The organism is Bradyrhizobium diazoefficiens, assembly GCF_016616885.1.
GTDB lineage: Bacteria > Pseudomonadota > Alphaproteobacteria > Rhizobiales > Xanthobacteraceae > Bradyrhizobium > Bradyrhizobium diazoefficiens_F.
Window position 1 is genome coordinate 7,038,987 of record NZ_CP067102.1, and the last position, 20,279, is coordinate 7,059,265.

Sequence of the window (20,279 nt, forward strand, 5' to 3'; positions counted from 1 at the left end):
TGGGTTAGCGTCAGCGTAACCCACCTCTTTTGTCTTCGCGTTAAGAGAAGTGGTGGGTTACGCCAAGCGGTCTGCGCTTCGCGCAGTCCGCAGGGCTAACCCACCCTACAAACTACTGCACGAGATCGGCGACCGTGGTCGCGGCCTTCAGCCCGGTGCCGGTGAGGACTGCGACCGTGGTCTCGTTCGCCTTGATGGCGCCGGCGGCGGAGAGTTTCTCCAGCGCCGCAGCCGCGCTGGCGCTGGTCGGTTCGGCGAACAGGCCCTGCCGCGCAAGACGGCGCAAGGCGGCGACGATCTCGTCCTCGGTAAGCGCAATTGTGCCGCCGCCGCTTTCGCGCAGCGAGCCAATGATCTCGCGCAACCGCAGCGGATTCTTGATCGCGGTGCCCTCGGCGATGGTCTTGTTGACCTCGCGCGCGACAGGCGTATCGACGCCGGCCTTGAAGCTGGCATCGATCGGCGAACAGTTGAGCGGCTGAGCCGCGAACAGGCGCGGCAGTTTTGCAATCTGCCCCGCCCTCAACAACTCGCGGAAGCCGAAGGCGCAGCCGAGCAGACTGCTGCCGGCGCCGACGGGCACGATGACATTGTCGGGCGCGCGAAAACCGAGATCTTCCCAGATCTCATAGGCGAGCGATTTTGTGCCTTCGAGGAAAAACGGCTGCCAGTTGTGGCTGGCATAGAAAGTCTGGCTCGACTGCCTGATCGCCTCGGCCTCCGATTCCTCGCGCGGCCCCTCGACGAGCTGCACCTCGGCGCCGTAGGCGCGCACCTGCGCGATCTTGGCCGGCGACGTCGAGGCCGGCGCTAAAATCTTCACGCGCATGCCGCCCGCCGCACCGAGACCTGCCATCGACGAGCCGCCATTGCCGGAACTGTCCTCCAGAATGGCGTCGACGCCGATCTGCCGCAGGAACGACAGCATCACCGCCGAACCCCGGTCCTTGAAGCTGCCGGTCGGATTGAACCATTCGAGCTTGAAGAACGGCCGCAGATCGCCCCACCCTTGCTGCACCAGCGGCGTACAGCCCGCGCCGAGCGAAATCGGATCCTTGATCTCCACCGGCAGCGCCGCCCGGTAGCGCCAGAGCGATCGCGTACGGCCGTCGATGTCGTCGCGCGAAATCCCCGCCACCGGCGTCACCAGCAGCGGCGTGCGCTCGTCCGAGCACCAGCGCGGCTCGTGAAGCGGATAGAGCTTTCCATTGCGGGGATCGATGTAACTGGCGGCAGACATGGCGCACTCCAGGGTGGGGCCGAAGCGGCAGGATATGTCTGATTGCCTGCGCCTTGCCTAGTTTGATGCCAGCGCAACCGCCGCCGGGCGCGTGCCTTAAGCTTGCGACAACGAAATAGTTAAGATATTTCATGGCCTTATATAAATCTCCGGAGGTCGAGCGCTGTCATTCGACTGCTCCCGGGACGTGGCAAACTGGAAAGGCGCGCCATATCTCCATCTGGTCGAATTTGGCAATGACGGCCCTGCCCGCCCCATACGATTAACTTGTCTGTCGTGGCTGGCCGCTACAATATGTTGGATTGCGTCGCCGGGGCTCTGTTCCGGCAGCGCGAGCGAGCCAGGCCCGTCCGAGCGGCGGGCCGTTGGCTTTTTGGGAGTTTGGCATGAGCCGCGCGAACCGTACCGACCACATCCGCCTCACCTCGCACCCGGAGCCGGGCCGCAAGGCCGCCTTTCCGATTCACTGGGGCGCAGCCGATGCACGCGCCCGCGGGCCGATCATCGGCACGGTGTCGCGCGCACAGGATCGCAACGTGATCGGCAGCCATGGCGGCTCCTATGCGATGTATCGCGCACTCGCCGTCTCCGCCGGCGCGCTCGATCCGATCCGGCGCCCTGATCTCACCAACACGTTTCCGGCCGCGACCATCGGACCGTTTGAGCAGTGGCGCGATCCCGCCAAAATCGTCGCGCTCGACCCCTGGGGCCATCTCGTCGCCGAGAATTTCAGCAAGGACATCGCCGAAGGCGTCGATATCCGCCCGAGCATCGCGGTGACGCGGGCGCGGCTCGATTTGCCCGAGATCCGCGAGGCGCTGGCCGCCAAGCGGCTGCGCGCCGACGGCGAGGTCGTGCACGCCAATGGCAGCGTCTCGGTGGTGAAGATCGCGATCGATCCGGTCTGGTACCTGCCCGGCCTTGCGGAACGCTTTGCGACCGGCGAGACCGAGCTGCGCCGCACGCTGTTCGAGCAGACCGCCGGCATGTTCCCCGAGCTGGTGACCCGGCCGGACTTGAAGGTGTTTCTGCCGCCGATCGGCGGCACCACCATCTACATGTTCGGCGACGTCACCAAGCTGCCGGACCATCGCACCAAGATCACCTGCCGCGTGCATGACGAGTGCAACGGCTCCGACGTGTTCGGCTCCGACATCTGCACCTGCCGGCCCTACCTGATCCACGGCATCGAGGAATCCGCGCGCGGCGCGCAGGAGGGCGGACTCGGGCTCGTCATCTACAATCGCAAGGAAGGCCGCGCGCTCGGCGAGGTCACCAAATTCCTGGTCTACAATGCGCGCAAGCGCCAGGAAGATGGCGACGCCGCCGCCGCCTATTTCGAGCGCACCGAATGCGTCGCCGGCGTCCAGGACGCGCGCTTCCAGCAATTGATGCCCGACACCATCCACTGGCTCGGCCTGAAGCGCATCGACCGCTTCCTGTCCATGAGCGACATGAAGTACGACGCGCTGACCTCGCAGGGCATCGACATCGTCGAGCGCGTGCCTATCCCGCCGGAGCTGATCCCGGCAGACGCCTATGTCGAGATCGCCGCGAAGAAGGCCGCCGGCTATTACTCGACCGACATTGCGCCCGAGAAGGACGTCGACGGCGTGGTCGGACGTTCGCTGGAAAAATACTGATCGATTGATGGCAGACGTTTTGGAACGAGAGGCACGCGCGCTGCTCACCGCAAAGGCGGTCCGCGCGCGCGCCGGGCAAATGCTCGACATCGGCCTGCACGGCGGGCTCACGCATTTCACCATCGATCTCGATCGCATGGATGGCGTTGCCGACGCCGTGCTGGCCGTCACGCGCAAAGCCTATCCGACGCTGGACATTCCCTTCCATGCGCGGTGGCGGCATTTTGTGTTCGGCGGCATCGACCGCTGGGCGCAGCTGGCCGACCCAGCATCCTGGCCTGATCGCGCGGCACGCGCGCGCGCTGAGTTCGACCTCGCCATTGTCAGCGTGCTGCTCGATGCCGGCGCCGGTGCGACATGGCGCTATCGCGACGCGGTGACGGGGCAAGGCATCGGCCGATCCGAGGGGCTGGCGCTCGCGAGCCTCGACATGTTTGCCAGTGGTCTCTTTTCCGCCGATGCGAACGCCCCGTTCAGGGCGGATGCCGGCGTGATCGCAACACTGCCGCTTGCCGCATTGACGTCGGCATTTCAGGCGACCGACGCCAATCCGCTGCTCGGCCTCGAAGGACGCACCGATCTGCTGCGGCGCCTGGGCAAGCAGGTCGCGGCGCGCCCCGATGTCTTCGGCATGCATGACACGCCACGACCGGGCGGCCTGTTCGACCATATCGCCGCGCAAGCCACGAACGGCGCCATCCCCGCGCCCGCGATTCTCTCCGCGGTGCTGAACCAGCTCGGACCGATCTGGCCTTCGCGGCTCGAGCTCGCGGGCGTTCCGCTCGGCGATTGCTGGCGTCATCCGGCGATCAAGGCTGATGGTGTGACGGCCGGCCTCGTGCCGCTGCACAAGCTGTCGCAGTGGCTGAGCTATTCGCTGATCGAGCCGCTCCAGCGCGCAGGATTTGAAGTCACCGACATCGACGGCCTGACCGGGCTTGCCGAATACCGCAATGGCGGCCTGTTCGTCGATCACGAGGTGCTGCGGCTGCGCGACGCCGCGGATGCCGATCGTGCGCATGCAGTGGATTCGCTGCTCGTCGTCGAGTGGCGCGCACTCACCGTCGCGCTGCTGGATCGTGTTGCCGAACTTGTTCGCGCCAAGCTCGGCCGCACGCCGCAGTCTCTGCCGCTCGCCAGCATCCTGGAAGGCGGCACCTGGGCCGCGGGTCGGGCGATCGCTTTTGCGCGCCGTCACGACGGTTCACCGCCGCTCAAGGTGATCAGCGACGGCACGGTTTTCTAGACCCTCTCCCCTTGTGGGCCCCTTGTGGGAGAGGGTGGCTTCGCGAAAGCGAAGCCGGGTGAGGGGTTGCTTCCGCGAGCACATCTCTCATTGGAGTTCGCGGAGACGACCCCTCATCCGGCGCTTCGCGCCACCTTCTCCCACAGGGGGAGAAGGGAAGAAGCAAGAGCATCCGATCATGGAAGGCGTCACGATCGTCGATCATCCGCTGGTGCAGCACAAGCTGACGCTGGTGCGGGACAAATCGATCTCGACAAAATCGTTCCGCGAGCTGATCAAGGAGATCGGCATGCTCCTGTGCTACGAGGTAACGCGCGACCTGCCGCTTGCCGACACCGTGATCGAGACGCCGCTAGCGACGATGCACTCGGCGAAGATCGCCGGCAAGAAGCTGGTGTTCGTGCCGATGCTGCGCGCCGGCACGACCTTCGTCGACGGCATGATGGATCTGGTGCCGACCGCGCGCGTCGCCCATATCGGGCTCTACCGCGAACCACACAGTTTTGCCGCGGTCGAATACTTCTTCAAATCGCCCTCCGATCTCGGTGAGCGCCTCGCGATCGTGGTGACGCCTGTGGTCGCGACCGCCAACACGGCCGTGGCGGCAGTCGACCGGCTGAAAGAGCGCGGTGCCAAGGACATTCGCCTCGCCTGCCTGATCGCAGCTCCTGAAGGACTCGAGCGCTTGCGCGGCTTGCACCCGGACGTGCATATCTGGACCGCCGCGGTGGACGAAGGCCTCGACGAGAACGGCTTTATCCTGCCGGGCCTCGGCGATGCCGGCGACCGCGCTTACGGGACGCGGTAATTCAGCGCACATTTGGTCGGCTGTCCGCACCTTACCTCTCCCCAGCGGGGAGCGGTCGGATTGCGCCTGGCGATGCGAAGCATCATCCAGAGGATGCGGATCTGACCCGGTCAAACTATAGATCAGAGGTTGGTCGATCCCCAAGATGGGCGGGTTCGATTTACCTCGGTTTCGAGCGTTTTCTCGCACGATTCACGGCAAGCGGCGTGCGGGAGGTCACGTTCGCGCAAGAACGTGACCGCCGCCCGACGCTGCCGCGAAGGTTGGATGTGGTAAAACTCGCCCTTGCTCCGGCGCAGACAACGGGCTGTAATTGCAGCCCAAATACCGCAGCGCAGAATTCAAGAAAATCGCGCGGTTCACGTCAGGGAGAGCGGTCATGCACGGGACCATCGAGAACGCGGCAACGAACGACGCATTGCGCGAGCGCGCGTCGTCACTTCCGCTGGAGCAATACGATCCCGGCGATCCCGAGCTGTTCAAGACCGATACGTTCTGGCCCTATTTCGACCGGCTGCGCCGTGAAGACCCGGTGCACTATTGCAAGGATTCGATGTTCGGCCCGTATTGGTCGGTGACACGCTATAACGACATCATGGAGATCGAGACCAACCATTCGGTGTTCTCCTCGGCCTCCTCGCTTGGCGGCATCACCATCCGCGACATCGATCCGGACCTACGCCGCGAGAGCTTCATCTCGATGGATCCGCCGCGGCATGCGGCGCAGCGCAAGACTGTGGCGCCGATGTTCACGCCGACGCATCTGGACAATCTCGCGCTCAATATCCGCAAGCGCTCGGCCGAGTGCCTGGACAATCTGCCGCGCGGTGAGGTGTTCGACTGGGTCGACCAGGTCTCGATCGAACTTACCACGCAGATGCTCGCGGTGCTGTTCGACTTCCCCTGGAAAGACCGCCGCAAGCTGACGCGCTGGTCGGATATCGCCACCACCATTCCCGGTCCCGACGGACTTGTCGCCACCGAGGACGAGCGCCAGGCTGAGCTCGCGGAATGCGCCGGCTATTTCGCGCGTCTCTGGAAGGAGCGCATCGAGCAGCCGCCCAAGAGCGATCTGCTCTCGATGATGGCGCATGGCGCCGCGACGCGCGACATGGATGCCAAAAACTTCCTCGGCAATCTCATCCTTTTGATCGTCGGTGGCAATGACACCACCCGCAACACCATGTCGGGCTCGCTTCTTGCGCTGAGCCAGCATCCGGAGCAATACCGCAAGCTGCGTGAAAACCCCGCGCTGCTCGACAGCTTTGTGCCGGAGGTGATCCGCTGGCAAACGCCACTGGCGCATATGCGCCGCACTGCACTTGCGGATTTCGAGTTCCGCGGCAAGCAGATCAAGAAAGGTGACAAGGTCGTGATGTGGTACGTCTCGGGCAACCGCGACGAGGAGGCGATCGAGAAGCCCTACGACTTCATCATCGACCGCGCCCGCCCGCGCACCCACCTCTCATTCGGCTTCGGTATTCACCGTTGCGTCGGATTGCGCCTTGCCGAACTCCAGCTCAAGATTATCTGGGAAGAGATCCTGAAGCGGTTCGACCACATCGATGTGGTCGGCGAACCGAAGCGGGTGTATTCGAGCTTTGTGAAGGGTTTGGAAACGCTGCCCGTCAAGATTGCGGCGTGAGCTCTGAATTATAGTGTATAACATTGGCACTTGCGACGACGCCGCCCCTCGCGCCGCCACCGCGACGGCGTGAACGAACACACTGGAGCGACTGCCCATGAACATTCAGACCCCGGTCAAGGCCGACAAGGCCGAACGCATGCGGCGCGCGCGCGAGGAAGCCTATGCAACGCCGCTGAAGAATTTTCATCCGGGCGCGCCGCGGCTGTTCCAGGACGACACCTTGTGGCCCTGGTTCGAGCGACTGCGCAAGGAAGAGCCGGTGCATTACTGCACCAACGCGCCGATCGAGCCGTACTGGTCGGTGGTGAAGTACAACGACATCATGCACGTCGACACCAATCACGGCCTGTTCTCGTCCGACTCGTCCCTCGGCGGAATCGGCATCCGCGACGTGCCGCCCGGCTATGACTGGCCGAGCTTCATCGCGATGGACCAGCCAAAGCACTCCTCGCAGCGCAAGACGGTGTCGCCGATGTTCACACCGACGCATCTGGACGAGCTCGCAAAGCTGATCCGCCAGCGCTCGCAAACCGTGCTCGACAATTTGCCCCGCAACGAGACCTTCAACTTCGTCGAGCGCGTCTCGATCGAGCTGACGACCCAGATGCTGGCGACGCTGTTCGACTTCCCCTGGGAAGAGCGACGCAAGCTGACGCGGTGGTCGGATGTCGCGACCGCGCTGCCCAAGAGCGGCATCGTCGCCTCCGCCGAAGAGCGCCGCCGCGAGATGGACGAGTGCTATGCCTACATGTCCAAGCTGTGGAACGAGCGCGTCAACTCGGCGCCGCGCAACGATCTGCTGTCGCTGATGGCCCACAGCGACGCTACGCGCTTCATGGACCCCGACAACCTGATGGGCAACATCATCCTGCTCATTGTCGGCGGCAACGACACCACGCGCAACACCATGACCGGATCGGTGCTGGCGCTGAACGAGAATCCCGAGCAGTACGACAAGCTGCGCGCCAACCCGACGCTGATCGATACCATGGTGCCGGAGGTGATCCGCTGGCAGACCCCGCTCGCGCATATGCGACGCACCGCGCTTGCTGACACCGAGATCGGCGGCAAGCAGATCAAGAAGGGCGACCGCGTCGTGATGTGGTACGTCTCCGGCAACCGCGACGAAGAGATGATCGAGAATCCGAACGAGTTCATCATCGATCGCGCGCGTCCGCGCACCCATCTCTCCTTCGGCTTCGGCATCCACCGCTGCGTCGGCATGCGGCTCGCCGAGCTACAGCTGCGGATCATCTGGGAAGAAATGCTGAAGCGGTTCGACCGCATCGAGGTGGTCGGTGAGCCGAAGCGGATCTATTCGAGCTTCATCAAGGGATATGAGTCGTTGCCGGTGAGGATACCGGGGTAGGCCTCGCTGCCGCCGCACACTCCGTCATTGCGAGTTGAGCACCGGCCAGACGGCCGACCCCGCTGGATGAAAATGGGTGATTGCTCCTGACGGAGTCTGCTGGAACTCACCCACTTTCTTCTTAGCGTAGCGAGGCAATCCAGACTGTCACCGCGGAAAGATTCCTGGATTGCTTCGTCGCAAGGGCTCCTCGCAATGACGAGACTCTGGATACACATGCGCGTCAAATGCGCAGCGGCCCACGGCCCAGCTATAAAATTTCGGCATGACAGGTCGCGCCAGATGCGAAGGCAAGACGGCGCCTGACTGTTCTACGACACCAGCGCATCTAACTCAATTTGATGTCCCAGACGCCTTCCTTGCGGCAGGCGGCAACCTCGTCGCGCAGCAGTGCGGTGACGGCCAGCGAGGCCGTCGAGGGCGGGCGGTCGATCGGAGAGGCAAAAATGAGCTCGCGCGTCATCGGCTTGGAGACGACAGCGGTTTCCAGCCGTCCGTCTGCGACCTCGGCGTGGACCGAGGATGGCGGCAGCAGCGCGAAGCCGAGCCCCTCCTCGACCAGGCTCGTCAGCACCCGGAACGAATCTGCTTCGAGCTGGACGTTGAGCTTGATCTTGCGTTGCGCGGCCGCGTGCTCGATCAACGCACGGAGGCCGTGGGAATGACTGGGCAGCACCAGCCGCTGCCGCAGCAGCCAGCCGATATCGACGTTCTTCTTGCGCGCGAGACCGCAGCCGCGCGGGCCGACCGCGACGATGTTGTCGCGCCCCAAGCTCTGCACATTGAGATGCAGATCGGCCGAGCGGCCGTAGAGGATGGCGAGATCCATCTCGCCGCGATGCAGCCATTCGACGATATGACCGCTGTAGCTCTCGACAATGCGCAGCGAGATGCCAGGATATTTTTCGACGCAGCGCCGCGCAAAGCGCGCCGACAGCACGCAGCTCACGGTCGGAACCAGACCGAGCACGACCTGGCCGGACGGCAGCCCCTTGGCCGACTGGATGTCGTCGCGGATCTGGTCGATCTGCCGCACGATGCCCGACGTGCGCGCCAGCAGCAGCCGGCCGGCCTCGGTCAGCACCATGCCGCGGCCATTGCGCGTGAACAGTTCCGTGCGGAGTTCATGTTCCAGCAGCTTGATCTGCCGGCTGAGCGCCGGCTGCGCCACGCGCAACGTGTCGGACGCTTTGCTCAGACTGCCGAGCTCCGCCACGCAACTGAAGGTCCTGAGCTGACGGAAATCCATGCTTGCCAATCCTGGAAGGCTACTCCATACGCTATAGCAAATGAGCATAGGGGGCTGGCGATGTTTTCACAACGCCAGAGGGTTGGCCGGCGTTATCTTAACTGCCGCTATCAACGGGAAACGCCATGAGTGACGAACACGAAGATCACGCCGACATCCGCGAGGCCGTCGCAAAGCTCTGCGCGCAGTTTCCCGGCGAATACTGGCGCAAGCTCGATCGCGAGATGGCCTACCCCAAGGCCTTCGTCGACGCGCTGACGCAGGCCGGTTACCTCTCGGTGCTGATCCCCGAGGAATATGGTGGCGCGGGCCTGAAGCTTTCGGCTGCGGCTGCAATCCTGGAAGAGATCCAGCGTGCCGGCTGCAACGGCGGCGGCTGCCACGCCCAGATGTACACGATGGGCACCGTGCTGCGGCACGGCAATGACGAGCAGAAGGCAAAGTACCTGCCGAAGATCGCGAGCGGCGAATTGCGGCTGCAGGCCTTCGGCGTCACCGAGCCGACCAGCGGCACCGATACCTCATCGCTGAAGACCTTCGCGCGCAAGGAAGGCAATGACAGCTACGTCGTCAACGGCCAGAAAATCTGGACCAGCCGCGCCGAGCATTCCGACCTGATGGTGCTGCTGGCGCGCACCACGCCGAAGGAGCAGGCGAAGAAGCGCACCGATGGTCTTTCCGTGTTCATCGTCGACATGCGCGAGGCCAAGAACAATGGCCTCGAGATCCGCCCGATCCGCACCATGATGAACCACGCCACCACCGAAGTGTTCTTTACCGACATGAAGGTGCCGGCGGAAAATCTGATCGGCGAGGAAGGCAAGGGCTTTCGCTACATCCTCTCCGGCATGAATGCCGAGCGCATCCTGATCGCGGCCGAATGCATCGGCGACGCCAAATGGTTCATCGCCAAGGCAACGAATTACGCCAAGGAACGCGCCGTGTTCGGCCGGCCGATCGGCCAGAACCAGGGCATCCAGTTTCCGATCGCCAAGGCCTACGCCTCGATGCGCGCGGCCGAGCTGATGGTGAAGGAGGCCACGCGCAAATACGAGGCCGGGCTCGACTGCGGCGCGGAGGCCAACATGGCCAAGATGCTCGCAGCCGATGCGTCCTGGGAAGCGGCGAATGCCTGCATCCAGACCCATGGCGGCTTCGGCTTCGCCGAGGAATACGACGTCGAGCGCAAGTTCCGCGAGACGCGGCTGTATCAGGTGGCGCCGATCTCGACCAATCTCGTGCTGTCCTTTGTCGCCGAGCACGTGCTCGGCATGCCGCGCTCGTACTGAGGCAGCAATCATGGGAGCACTGGACGGGATCAGGGTGATTGCGGTCGAGCAGGCGGTGGCAGCACCTTTCTGTTCCTCGCGCCTGGCGGATGCCGGCGCAGAGGTGATCAAGATCGAGCGGCCCGAAGGCGATTTCACCCGCGGCTATGACGCGGCGGCCAATGGGCAGAGCAGCTATTTCGTCTGGCTCAATCGCGGCAAGCAATCGGCGGTGGTCGATCTCGCCACCAAGGAGGGACGCGCCGAGCTGGAGAAGCTGATCGCAAGCGCCGACGTGCTGGTGCAGAACCTCAAGCCGGGCTCGATGGACAAGCTCGGCTTCTCGCGCGAACGGCTGTTGAAGGACTATCCCAGGCTGATCTCCTGCACGATCACCGGCTACGGCGATGATGGCCCCTACGCGCACCGCAAGGCCTATGATCTGCTGATCCAGGCCGAGAGTGGACTTGCCTCGATCACTGGCAATCCCGACGGCGCCTCGCGCGTTGGCATGTCGATCGTCGACGTCGCGACCGGCGCCACCGCGCATGCGGCGATCCTGGAGGCACTGATCGCGCGCGGGCGGACCGGCAAGGGCTGCGACATCCGCATCTCCATGTTCGACGTGATGGCAGACTGGTGCACGGTGCCGCTGCTCAACGCCGAGGCCGGCAATCCGCCCAAGCGCATGGGCCTGCGCCATCCCTCGATTGCGCCCTATGGCGTGTTCACCTCGCAGGACGGCAAGGATATTCTCATCTCGATCCAGAGCGAGCGCGAATGGAAGACGCTCTGCACCGAGGTGCTGGACCAGCCCAATCTCCTCGCCGATCCCCGCGTCGCCAACATGGTGGAGCGCGTGCGCAACCGCGACTTCACCGACAAGACGGTTGCCGATATCTTCGGCAGGATGACGCGCGACGAGCTGCTGAAGCGGCTGTCCGACGCCGACATCGCGTTTGCCGAGGTCAACACCATGACCGACCTCACCAATCATCCGCATCTGAGGCGCATCGAGGTGGATACCCCGAACGGCCGCGTCAGCTATCCCGCGCCGGCCCCGATCATCGTCGGCGAGCCGCGCGCTTACGGCGCGGTGCCCGGCATCGGCGAAAATCCCCAAGTCAGGAAATAACAGAGCGAGGCGTCATGACCGGGAAGCTCGACATCGATCACTTGCAGCAATGGATCGGCCGCAGCGAAGAGGCGACCGACATCGTCACCGCGCAGCTCGTCAAAGGCCTGCGCGCGACGCTGTTCCAGGAGGTCGGCGAACCCAGGACGGGTGACGCTGCGCCGTTCACAGTGCATTGGTGCCTGGCGCAGCCGGTGTTTCCGATGTCGATGCTCGGGCCCGACGGCCACCCGACCCGCGGAGGTTTCCTGCCGCCGGTGCCGCTGCCGCGCCGGATGTGGGCCGGCGGCGAAATCGAATTTTTGCAGCCCTTGCGCGTCGGCGATGAGTCGACGCGGACCTCGCGCATTGCCGACGTGCAGGTGAAATCAGGCTCGACCGGCACGCTGTGCTTCGTCTCGGTGGAGCACAGCATTTCCTCACCCCGTGGCGTCGCCATCCGCGAGCGGCAGGACATCGTCTATCGCGAGATGACGGCCAACGCGCCCGCGACCGCAAAGGCTCCGCCCCCGCCGCCGAACGCACAGCACCGCGAGACCCATGTCTCCGATCCCGTGCTGCTGTTTCGTTACTCCGCGCTGACCTTCAACGGCCACCGCATCCATTACGACCGCGATTACGTCACTGAGGTCGAGGGCTATCCGGGCCTGATCTTCCACGGGCCCTTGCAGGCGGCGCTCATCATCGAGATGGCGGCAAAGCTGCGCAGCGGCAAGCCGCCGCAGAAGCTCACCTATCGCGGCGTGCAGCCGCTGTTCGCGGGCAGCGAGTTCTCCATCAACGCCAGCGAGACCGCCGACGGCATGGAGCTGTGGACCGCGAACGCGGAGAGGCAACCGACGATGAAGGGCACGGCGGTGTGGTGAGCCACCGCTTCCCCCTCCTCGTCATTGCGAGCGCAGCGAAGCAATCCAGAATCTCTCCGCGGTGATAGTCTGGATTGCTTCGTCGTAAGGGCTCCTCGCAATGACAGTGAGGCTAGTAGCACGCCAAACAACAACTTGGGACGGAAACCAATGTCCAAGAACGGCAAGACCGGCAGCAAGTCCGTCACCGTCAAGCAGGCGACGCTCGACCTGCTGCGCGCCTTCGGCATCAAAAAAGTCTTCGGCAATCCCGGCTCGACCGAGCTGCCGTTCCTGAGCGACTGGCCCGATGACATCGACTATGTGCTGGCGCTGCAGGAGGCCTCGGCGGTCGGCATGGCTGACGGCTATGCCCAGGCGACGCGCAATGCCGGCTTCGTCAACCTGCATTCGGCGGCCGGCGTCGGCAACGCGCTCGGCAACATCTACACCGCGCACCGCAACCAGACGCCGCTCGTCATCACTGCCGGCCAGCAGGCCCGCTCGATCCTGCCGTTGCAGGCGTTTCTTTACGCCGAACGCGCCTCCGAGTTTCCGCGGCCCTATGTGAAGTACAGCGTCGAGCCGGCGCGGCCCGAGGACGTGCCGGCCGCAATCGCGCGGGCCTATTACACCGCGATGCAGCCGCCGTGCGGGCCGACCTTCGTGTCGATCCCGATCGACGACTGGACGCATGCCGCGGCGCCGATCGAGGCGCGCAAGGTCAGCCGCGAAATCGGGCCCGAGGCCGCCGCCATGAAGGCGCTGGTTGCCGCGCTCGGTGCCGCAAAGCACCCTGCCCTCGTCGTCGGCCCCGGCGTCGACCGCGCCGGCGCGGTCGATCTGATGGTGCGCGTCGCCGAGAAGGCGAAGGCGAGCGTCTGGGTCAGCCCGTTCTCGGCGCGCTGCTCGTTCCCCGAGCGGCATCCGCAGTTTGCCGGCTTCCTGCATGCCTCGCCGGCGCAACTCTCCGACGCGCTGCGCGAGCACGACCTCGTCGTCGCCATCGGCGCGCCGGTGTTCACCTTCCATGTCGAGGGCCATGCCGCAATTTTTGATGGCGGCGCGACGATCTTCCAGATCACCGATGATCCGGATGCCGCTGCCGTGACGCCCGTCGGCACCAGCATCATCGCGACGATGAAGCCGGCGCTAAGCGCGCTGCTCGACCTGCTGCCGGAGAGCAAACGCGCCACGCCAAAAGGCCGCACGTTGCCGCCGGCGCCGCAAGCTGCCGATCCGTTGCCGGTCGAGTTCCTGCTGCATTCGCTGTCGCAGGCGATGCCGGATGGAGCCTCACTGGTCGAGGAAGTGCCCTCGCACCGGCCGGCGATGCAGAAATTCCTGCCGATGCGCGGCCAGGACAGTTTTTACACCATGGCAAGCGGCGGCCTCGGCTATTCACTGCCCGCCGCCGTCGGCATGGCACTCGGCAAGCCGAAGACCCGCACGGTCTGCCTGATCGGCGACGGCTCGGCGATGTATTCGATCCAGGCGCTGTGGACCGCTGCGCAGCGCAAGCTGCCGCTCACCATCGTCGTCATCAACAATTCCGGCTACGGCGCGATGCGCTCGTTCAGCCGGGTGATGCAGGTGCGGAACGTGCCGGGGCTGGAGCTGCCGGGGATCGATTTCGTCCGGCTGGCCGAAGGCATGGGCTGCCACGCGGTACGGGTGAGCAAGGCGGCGGAGTTGGGTGAGGCGCTCAAGCGCGCAATGGCGCACGAGGGCACGAGCCTGCTCGAGGTCGTCGTGGATTCGGCGGTGCCGGTGCTGTACGGGCAGAAGCATTAGGGGCCTCCGCACACTCAGCTGTCATCGCCCGCCTTGTGCGCAATTGCGCACTGGGCGGAGCATGACAGCGTCAATTGTGGCACCAGCCCTCCCTACTTCCCGAACTCCTCCCGCATCTTCGCCTGGATCTTGGCCATGCCGCCGATCCAGCGGTCGTAGTTCTCGGTCTTCTTGCGCATGTAGCCGAGCACCTGGGGGTGCGGCAGGATCAGGAAGGTCTCCTGCTCGAGGCCGGCGAGGACGTCGCTGGCAACCTGCTCCGGCGTGAGGTCACCGTCGCCGGATTGCGGGCCCTTCGGGATCGAGCGCAGCATGTTGGTGTCGACGCCCTGCGGGCAGAGGATCGAGACCTTGATGTTGTCAGCCTTGTGCGAGATCGCGAGGTTCTCGGCAAAGCCGACCGCGGCGTGCTTCGTCGTCGAATAAGCCGGGCTACCGACCTGCGACAGCAGGCCCGCGGCCGAGATGGTGTTGAGGAAATAACCGCCGCCACGCGCCTTCATGCGGGGGATGAGATGCCGCGCCGCATAGACATGCGCCATCACGTGGATCGCCCAGCTGCGCTGCCATGGTTCATCGGAGGCGCCGCCGGCATTAACCGACATCGGATCGAAGCCGCCGCCGATGCCCGCGTTGGAGCAGAACAACGCGATGGGACCGAACTGCCGCTCGGTCTCCTCGATGACATGCGAAACATCTTTTTCCTGCGCGACGTCGCATTTGAAGGCTGCGCCATCGACCGTGGCGGCGACGGTGCGCGCGTTCGCAGCGTCCATGTCCGCGACCACGACCTTGGCGGCACCCGCCTTGTGAAAGGCCTCGCACAGCGCCTTGCCGATGCCGTTTGCGCCGCCTGTGACGACCACGACCTTGCCGGTCACCTGCATGCGACGTCTCCTCTTTTCTTGATTTGTGTTATCCCGCTGCGCGGGACGCGCTCAGCTCAGCACGAGGTCGAGCACCGCGGTATAATGGCATGCCGCGCCGGCCAAGACAAAGCCGTGCCAGATCGCATTCTGGAAGCGCAGCCGCCGCCAGGCGTGGAAGATCACGCCAAAACTGTAGAGCAGGCCGCCCGCCAGGATGAAACCAAGCACCAGCGCGGGCAGCGCCTTGACCACGGGGCCATAGAGCATCACGCCACTCCAGCCCATCGCAAGATAGATGCCCACGGCGACGCGATCGAACCGGCCGGGATAGCGAAGCTTCAGCACGATGCCGACGATCGCGACACACCAGACGCAGACAAGCAGTGCCAGCGCAAACACGCTGTCCTTCACCTCCAGGATGAACGGCGTGTAGGTCGCGGCGATCAGGAGATAGATCGCGGAATGGTCAAACCGCCGCAGCAGCCATTTCACCGGCGAGATCGGCCAGAGATTATAGCTCGCAGACAGCACGAGCATCGAGAGCAGGCCGGCGACATAGATCGAGACCCCAGCGATGTCGGTCGCATCGGCATAGACCACCGCCAGCACCACCAGAACAGTCGCAGCAATGATCCCGGAGAGCACACCGATGGCATGGATGATACCGTCAGCGATGATCTCGGCACGGTCGTAGTTCCAGCCCATCGCATCGGCGGCGGCATGGACGGAGTTCGAGGCGAACTGTTTCAGCGTAAAGACAGACATGGCGGTCCGAAAGCGTCGATCAGTGTCCAATATTGGTCTTTCGCAGTTAACGCGGCGTTCAACGGCTGCTTCGCCCAAGAAGGCGGTGGAAGTATGAAGCTTGATTTTCGTCAGGCAGTTGCCACTTTTGTGACTAGTCCATTTTGCGTATTTGCCCCCGCCCGAGATCCCCGCGTTCATATGGTATTCAGTTTCCAGGATATGGTCGAGGAGGCGCGCCTATCGGCCCGGGCGCTGATCGACTATGGCGAGCACTTCTTCAATCCGACGGTGCGGCTTGGTGTCACCGGCCTGTCGCGGGCCGGTAAGACCGTATTCATCACCGCGCTGATCCACGGGCTGACGCGCGGCGGCCGGTTTCCGGTGTTCGAGGCCTATGCCTCGGGCCGGATCGCGCGGGCGCATCTGGCGCCGCAGCCGGACGATGCCGTGCCGCGCTTCTCCTATGAAAGCCATCTGCACGCGCTGATCGAGGAGCGACGCTGGCCGAACTCGACCGTCGACATCAGCGAGCTGCGTCTCGTCATCGACTATCAGCGCCCGAACGGCGCCGACCGCACATTGACGCTCGACATCGTCGACTATCCCGGCGAATGGCTGCTCGACCTGCCGCTGCTGCAGAAGAGTTTTGAGCAATGGTCGGCGGAAAGCCTGGCGCTGTCGCGCGAAGCGCCGCGCGCCCATCTGGCCGCGGACTGGCACGTGCATCTGGCAACGCTCAAGCCCGAAGCGCGCGAGGACGAACAGGCGACGCTGACGGCCGCAAAGCTCTTCACCAATTATCTGCGCGCCTGCCGCGACGAGCGGTTTGCGATGAGCCTGTTGCCGCCTGGCCGTTTCCTGATGCCCGGCAGTCTCGCCGACACGCCGGCGCTAACGTTCGCGCCGCTCGACGTGCCCGTCGGCGGCCAGGCTCCGGAGGGATCGCTGTGGGCGATGATGGTGCGCCGCTACGAGGCCTACAAGGATGTCGTGGTGCGGCCGTTCTTCAGGGATCACTTTGCCCGGCTCGATCGTCAGATCGTGCTCGCCGATGCGCTTTCCGCATTCAACTCCGGACCCGAAGCGCTGCACGATCTCGAAGCCGCGCTGGCCGGCATTCTCGACTGCTTTAACATCGGCCGCAGCACGCTCCTCTCCAGCCTGTTCCGGCCGCGCATCGACCGCATCCTGTTTGCGGCGACCAAGGCCGATCATCTGCATCATTCCAGTCACGACCGGTTAGAGGCCGTGCTGCGTCGCGCGGTTACGCGCGCCGTGGCGCGCGCGGAAGATACCGGCGCGGAGATCGACGTCGTCGCGCTCGCCGCCGTCCGCGCCACACGCGAGGCACAGGTCGCGCATGGCCGCGACAAATTACCCTCGATCCTGGGCACGCCGGCCGCGGGCGAAAGCGCCAACGGTGAGTTCTTTGACGGCAACACGGAGGTCGCGACGTTTCCTGGCGACCTGCCTTTGGATCCCGAACCGCTGTTCGACGGCCGCGATGCGTTCCGTGGCCTCTCGACGGAAGCCGCCGAGAAGAGCGACTTCCGCTTTCTGCGCTTCCGCCCACCCAAGCTCGAGCGTGAAGGGACGAACGAGCCGGCGCTGCCTCACATCCGCCTCGACCGTGCCTTGCAGTTCCTGATCGGAGACAAGCTCGCATGAACGACCGATCGAAGCCACGGCGGCCGGCGACGTTCCGGCTCGACGATCCCGGGGTCGTCGTCAGCAACGCCGACGAGACCAGTCGGCCGGGCCGCACCACCATTCAGATCACGCCGGAACCCGATCCGGCGACGTTGCCCGTGCCGATAGAAACCGCGCTTCCGGCGCGGCGCGGTTTTCCGTGGGGCGCGCTGTTCTGGTCCGGCGTCGCCGGCTTGACGCTGCTCGGCACCGGGCTCGGCGTTGTCCGTCTGATCGAAGATCTGTTCGCGCGCAGCGAGAGCCTCGGCTTCGTCGGGCTCGCGCTCGCCTTCGTCACCACGCTTGCGCTCGCGGTGGTGATCGGGCGCGAGGCGTTCGGCCTTGCACGCCTTGCCACGATCGAAAAACTGCATCGGCGTGCTGCCGAGGTGCTCGCCAGCGACGATCGCAAGGAGAGCCGCGCCATCGTGCAGGATCTGATCGCGATTGCGCACCAGAACCCGCAGCTTGCCCGCGCCCGTGCCGCACTCGAAAGTCATGCCAGTGAGATCATCGACGGTGCCGACATGATCCGGCTCGCGGAACGCGAATTGATATCGCCGCTGGATGCGGAGGCACGGCGGCTGGTGTCGTCGGCGGCGCAGCGGGTCTCGATTGTCACGGCGGTGTCGCCGCGCGCTCTGTTCGACGTGCTGTTCGTGTTCGTGGCCTCGCTGCGCCTGATCCGCCAGCTCGCCCGGCTCTATGGCGGCCGGCCCGGCGCGCTCGGCATGATCCGCCTGCTCCGCCACGTCATCGCCCATCTCGCCATCACCGGCGGCCTCGCCGCAGGCGACAGCCTGGTGCAGCAGATGCTTGGCCACGGGATTGCAGCAAAACTGTCGCAGCGGCTCGGTGAAGGCATGCTCAACGGGCTCTTGACGGCGCGGCTGGGTCTCGCCGCGATCGATGTCACGAGGCCGCTGCCGTTCGCAGCCCTGCCGCCGCCAAGGCTGTCGGATCTCGCGACGGATCTGCTGCGAAGGAAAGAGGACGAGGACTAACTCGCAGGGCCAGCACGCGCCACTGGAACAGCGGTGAGTCCTTTGGCGGAGACAGCTCCGGGGTCCATCCGGTGAGCTTATCGATCGTGTAGGTATCGATCAGGACACCGCGCCAGCGGCGTTCGACCTGCCCCAATGGCGCGCGCGTCGCCGGGATCGACTCCCAGAGAGGCGAATGATCATCGGGCTGGCGACCGATATAGATCCCCACCTGCCCCTTGATCCGGTCCATGCCGGGATCGCGGAAATCCTGGAAGCGGCCGCGCTCGTTGATTTCGACCACGGGGACGCGGCCGCGGAACAGCCAGCGCATCATGGCGTAGGTGCGATAGTCCGTGGTCGCGATCCAGGTCGCGCCGGTCTCATCCAACGCGGCCTGTGCGCGCGCGGCGATCTGCTCGTAGCCGGCCTCGGCGCCGATTGGATCCATCTTGCCGAGGAAATTCCAGGGCGCCGCGACGTAATAGAGGAACACGAGCACGACGAAGGCGATCCCCGAAACCAGCGCCGCGTCCACCCAGAAGGTGCACGACCGGATCATTCGCGCCGACCAGCCTTCTTTCGACAGCATCGCAAGGTTCACCGCGGCGGCGGCGAAGCCGATCGGCCACATGAACATCGGCCAGGTGTCGCCGACCCGGAGCGTCAATGACTTGAAGAAGAAATAGACGAACGGCACGAGCACCGCGGTCGACAGCAGGATCGCAACCGGCTCGCGCCTGCGGTAGCCGCGCCACACCGTCATGACGAGGCCCAACAGCACCACCGGCAGCATGACGAAGCCGACGAGGCCGAATTGCAGGCCGACATAGTCGCCGATGGTGCGGAACGAGATACCGTAATTGGTGGTAGCGCGCACGCCCTGGAAACGAAACGAGGCCCAGTCGTGCTGCGCGTTCCAGATCAGCACCGGCGAGAACATTGCGATCGCGATCAGCATCGCGAGATAAGGATAGGGGCTGCGCAGCCAGCGCCAGCGCCAATCCGGCACCAGCAGGAACGCAGCGACCGCGGGCGCGAACATGATGGCGGTGAATTTCGACAGCAGCGACAGGCCGGCCAACAGGCCGGCCGCAAGCCACCAGCGGCCATCCCCGCTCTGCGCCAGCCGCACCAGTGACCACATCATCGCCACCGCAAACGGGATCATGGCGACGTCGGGGGCAACCTTGGCCATCAGCAGGCCGTAATAGAGCGCGGCCTCCGGCATCAGCACCGCCACCACGATCGCGCGCACATCATGGGTGAGGCGGCGGACGATGTCGGCGAGCAGACACTGCGTCACCAGCATCGCGACGATGCCGCCGAAGCGGACCCCGAGCACGGTATCGCCGAAGATCGCGGTACCGAGCCGGATCAGCCAGGCGATGCCGGGCGGATGATCAAGGAAGCTCAGCGCCGCCTCTTTCGACCAGGTCCAGTAATAGGCCTCGTCGGTGCGCAGCTCGATCGCGGAGGCATAGACGATGCGCAACACCGTCATCGCGGCGATCACCAGCGCGGCCATGACGAGCGGCCGGCGCGACGCGCCGTCGGGCTTCACGGTGATGTCGGGAGCGATCGTCACGGCCGCGCTTTTCCCTGAGTTGGGAGGGGGAGTCAATGTGGGGATGTTGCCATCCATGTCTGCCGCGCGGGACAGAACCGTAGGGTGGGCAAAGCGAAGCGTGCCCACAGCCTGGCATGCGTCGGAATGGTGGGCACGGCGCAAGAGCGCCTTTGCCC

At 64.8% G+C, this 20,279-nt stretch carries 16 protein-coding genes; 11 read left to right on the forward strand and 5 right to left on the reverse strand.

What is annotated here, in order from left to right; all coding sequences use genetic code 11:
* Positions 1-112: 112 nt before the first annotated feature.
* Positions 113-1,240 (reverse strand): threonine synthase, encoded by a 1,128-nt coding sequence (locus tag JJC00_RS32750; protein ID WP_200469897.1) that lies wholly within the window; start codon positions 1,238-1,240, stop codon positions 113-115.
* Between the two features lie 386 nt (positions 1,241-1,626).
* Here JJC00_RS32750 and JJC00_RS32755 point away from each other — a divergent pair, with 386 nt between their 5' ends.
* From JJC00_RS32755 to JJC00_RS32775, 5 genes are all read left to right on the forward strand, one after another.
* Positions 1,627-2,883 carry a GTP cyclohydrolase II gene (locus JJC00_RS32755; RefSeq protein ID WP_200469898.1) on the forward strand — a complete coding sequence of 419 codons (1,257 nt, stop codon included), beginning with the start codon at positions 1,627-1,629 and terminating at the stop codon, positions 2,881-2,883.
* A 7-nt stretch (positions 2,884-2,890) separates the two neighbouring features.
* Complete coding sequence (locus tag JJC00_RS32760; RefSeq protein ID WP_200469899.1) at positions 2,891-4,129, forward strand: URC4/urg3 family protein; 1,239 nt, start codon at positions 2,891-2,893, stop codon at positions 4,127-4,129.
* A 178-nt stretch (positions 4,130-4,307) separates the two neighbouring features.
* On the forward strand, positions 4,308-4,937 hold the full coding sequence (upp, locus tag JJC00_RS32765; RefSeq protein WP_200469900.1) for a uracil phosphoribosyltransferase: 630 nt from the start codon (positions 4,308-4,310) through the stop codon (positions 4,935-4,937).
* A gap of 379 nt (positions 4,938-5,316) precedes the next feature.
* Positions 5,317-6,582 carry a cytochrome P450 gene (locus tag JJC00_RS32770; RefSeq protein WP_200469901.1) on the forward strand — a complete coding sequence of 422 codons (1,266 nt, stop codon included), beginning with the start codon at positions 5,317-5,319 and terminating at the stop codon, positions 6,580-6,582.
* A 97-nt stretch (positions 6,583-6,679) separates the two neighbouring features.
* The gene (locus tag JJC00_RS32775) at positions 6,680-7,954 is read left to right on the forward strand and encodes a cytochrome P450 (protein WP_200469902.1); all 1,275 of its coding nucleotides are present in this window, start codon (positions 6,680-6,682) and stop codon (positions 7,952-7,954) included.
* Positions 7,955-8,282: 328 nt separating this feature from the next.
* On the opposite strand, the gene JJC00_RS32780 is transcribed toward JJC00_RS32775, so the two are convergent.
* Positions 8,283-9,203, reverse strand: coding sequence for a LysR substrate-binding domain-containing protein (locus tag JJC00_RS32780; RefSeq protein ID WP_200469903.1), 921 nt, complete (start codon positions 9,201-9,203; stop codon positions 8,283-8,285).
* Positions 9,204-9,328: 125 nt separating this feature from the next.
* On the opposite strand from JJC00_RS32780, the gene JJC00_RS32785 reads away from it, so the two are divergent.
* The 4 genes from JJC00_RS32785 to mdlC all read left to right on the forward strand — a co-directional run bounded on the left by JJC00_RS32785 (position 9,329) and on the right by mdlC (position 14,245).
* A complete protein-coding gene (locus tag JJC00_RS32785; protein ID WP_200469904.1) occupies positions 9,329-10,492 on the forward strand; it encodes an acyl-CoA dehydrogenase family protein in 1,164 nt (387 codons plus the stop codon).
* Positions 10,493-10,502: 10 nt separating this feature from the next.
* Positions 10,503-11,606 carry a CaiB/BaiF CoA transferase family protein gene (locus JJC00_RS32790; RefSeq protein WP_200469905.1) on the forward strand — a complete coding sequence of 368 codons (1,104 nt, stop codon included), beginning with the start codon at positions 10,503-10,505 and terminating at the stop codon, positions 11,604-11,606.
* A 14-nt stretch (positions 11,607-11,620) separates the two neighbouring features.
* Complete coding sequence (locus JJC00_RS32795) at positions 11,621-12,472, forward strand: FAS1-like dehydratase domain-containing protein (RefSeq protein ID WP_200469906.1); 852 nt, start codon at positions 11,621-11,623, stop codon at positions 12,470-12,472.
* Between the two features lie 150 nt (positions 12,473-12,622).
* Positions 12,623-14,245: a benzoylformate decarboxylase gene (mdlC, locus tag JJC00_RS32800; protein ID WP_200469907.1), complete on the forward strand. Its 1,623-nt coding sequence runs from the start codon at positions 12,623-12,625 to the stop codon at positions 14,243-14,245.
* 92 nt (positions 14,246-14,337) lie between these two features.
* Here mdlC and JJC00_RS32805 read toward each other — a convergent pair whose 3' ends face one another.
* Complete coding sequence (locus JJC00_RS32805) at positions 14,338-15,132, reverse strand: SDR family oxidoreductase (RefSeq protein ID WP_200469908.1); 795 nt, start codon at positions 15,130-15,132, stop codon at positions 14,338-14,340.
* Between the two features lie 51 nt (positions 15,133-15,183).
* Entirely contained in the window at positions 15,184-15,879 is a 696-nt protein-coding gene (gene trhA, locus JJC00_RS32810) for a PAQR family membrane homeostasis protein TrhA (RefSeq protein ID WP_200469909.1), read from the reverse strand.
* 180 nt (positions 15,880-16,059) lie between these two features.
* On the opposite strand from trhA, the gene JJC00_RS32815 reads away from it, so the two are divergent.
* Positions 16,060-17,529, forward strand: coding sequence for a YcjX family protein (locus JJC00_RS32815; RefSeq protein ID WP_200469910.1), 1,470 nt, complete (start codon positions 16,060-16,062; stop codon positions 17,527-17,529).
* Entirely contained in the window at positions 17,526-18,554 is a 1,029-nt protein-coding gene (locus JJC00_RS32820) for a YcjF family protein (protein WP_200469911.1), read from the forward strand. The genes JJC00_RS32815 and JJC00_RS32820 overlap by 4 nt, the downstream gene beginning before the upstream one ends.
* On the opposite strand, the gene JJC00_RS32825 is transcribed toward JJC00_RS32820, so the two are convergent.
* Positions 18,463-20,061, reverse strand: a complete 1,599-nt coding sequence (locus JJC00_RS32825; RefSeq protein ID WP_246774308.1) for a glycosyltransferase family 39 protein — start codon at positions 20,059-20,061, stop codon at positions 18,463-18,465. The genes JJC00_RS32820 and JJC00_RS32825 overlap by 92 nt on opposite strands.
* Between the last annotated feature and the right edge of the window lie 218 nt (positions 20,062-20,279).

Coding starts and splice junctions, on each gene's coding strand:
- JJC00_RS32770 (WP_200469901.1), top strand. CDS start 5,317: ATGCACGGGACCATCGAGAACGCGGCAACGAACGACGCATTGCGCGAG.
- mdlC (WP_200469907.1), top strand. CDS start 12,623: ATGTCCAAGAACGGCAAGACCGGCAGCAAGTCCGTCACCGTCAAGCAG.
- JJC00_RS32780 (WP_200469903.1), bottom strand. CDS start 9,203: ATGGATTTCCGTCAGCTCAGGACCTTCAGTTGCGTGGCGGAGCTCGGC.
- JJC00_RS32795 (WP_200469906.1), top strand. CDS start 11,621: ATGACCGGGAAGCTCGACATCGATCACTTGCAGCAATGGATCGGCCGC.
- JJC00_RS32805 (WP_200469908.1), bottom strand. CDS start 15,132: ATGCAGGTGACCGGCAAGGTCGTGGTCGTCACAGGCGGCGCAAACGGC.
- upp (WP_200469900.1), top strand. CDS start 4,308: ATGGAAGGCGTCACGATCGTCGATCATCCGCTGGTGCAGCACAAGCTG.
- trhA (WP_200469909.1), bottom strand. CDS start 15,879: ATGTCTGTCTTTACGCTGAAACAGTTCGCCTCGAACTCCGTCCATGCC.
- JJC00_RS32760 (WP_200469899.1), top strand. CDS start 2,891: ATGGCAGACGTTTTGGAACGAGAGGCACGCGCGCTGCTCACCGCAAAG.
- JJC00_RS32775 (WP_200469902.1), top strand. CDS start 6,680: ATGAACATTCAGACCCCGGTCAAGGCCGACAAGGCCGAACGCATGCGG.
- JJC00_RS32785 (WP_200469904.1), top strand. CDS start 9,329: ATGAGTGACGAACACGAAGATCACGCCGACATCCGCGAGGCCGTCGCA.
- JJC00_RS32790 (WP_200469905.1), top strand. CDS start 10,503: ATGGGAGCACTGGACGGGATCAGGGTGATTGCGGTCGAGCAGGCGGTG.
- JJC00_RS32750 (WP_200469897.1), bottom strand. CDS start 1,240: ATGTCTGCCGCCAGTTACATCGATCCCCGCAATGGAAAGCTCTATCCG.
- JJC00_RS32815 (WP_200469910.1), top strand. CDS start 16,060: ATGGTATTCAGTTTCCAGGATATGGTCGAGGAGGCGCGCCTATCGGCC.
- JJC00_RS32825 (WP_246774308.1), bottom strand. CDS start 20,061: ATGGCCGCGCTGGTGATCGCCGCGATGACGGTGTTGCGCATCGTCTAT.
- JJC00_RS32820 (WP_200469911.1), top strand. CDS start 17,526: ATGAACGACCGATCGAAGCCACGGCGGCCGGCGACGTTCCGGCTCGAC.
- JJC00_RS32755 (WP_200469898.1), top strand. CDS start 1,627: ATGAGCCGCGCGAACCGTACCGACCACATCCGCCTCACCTCGCACCCG.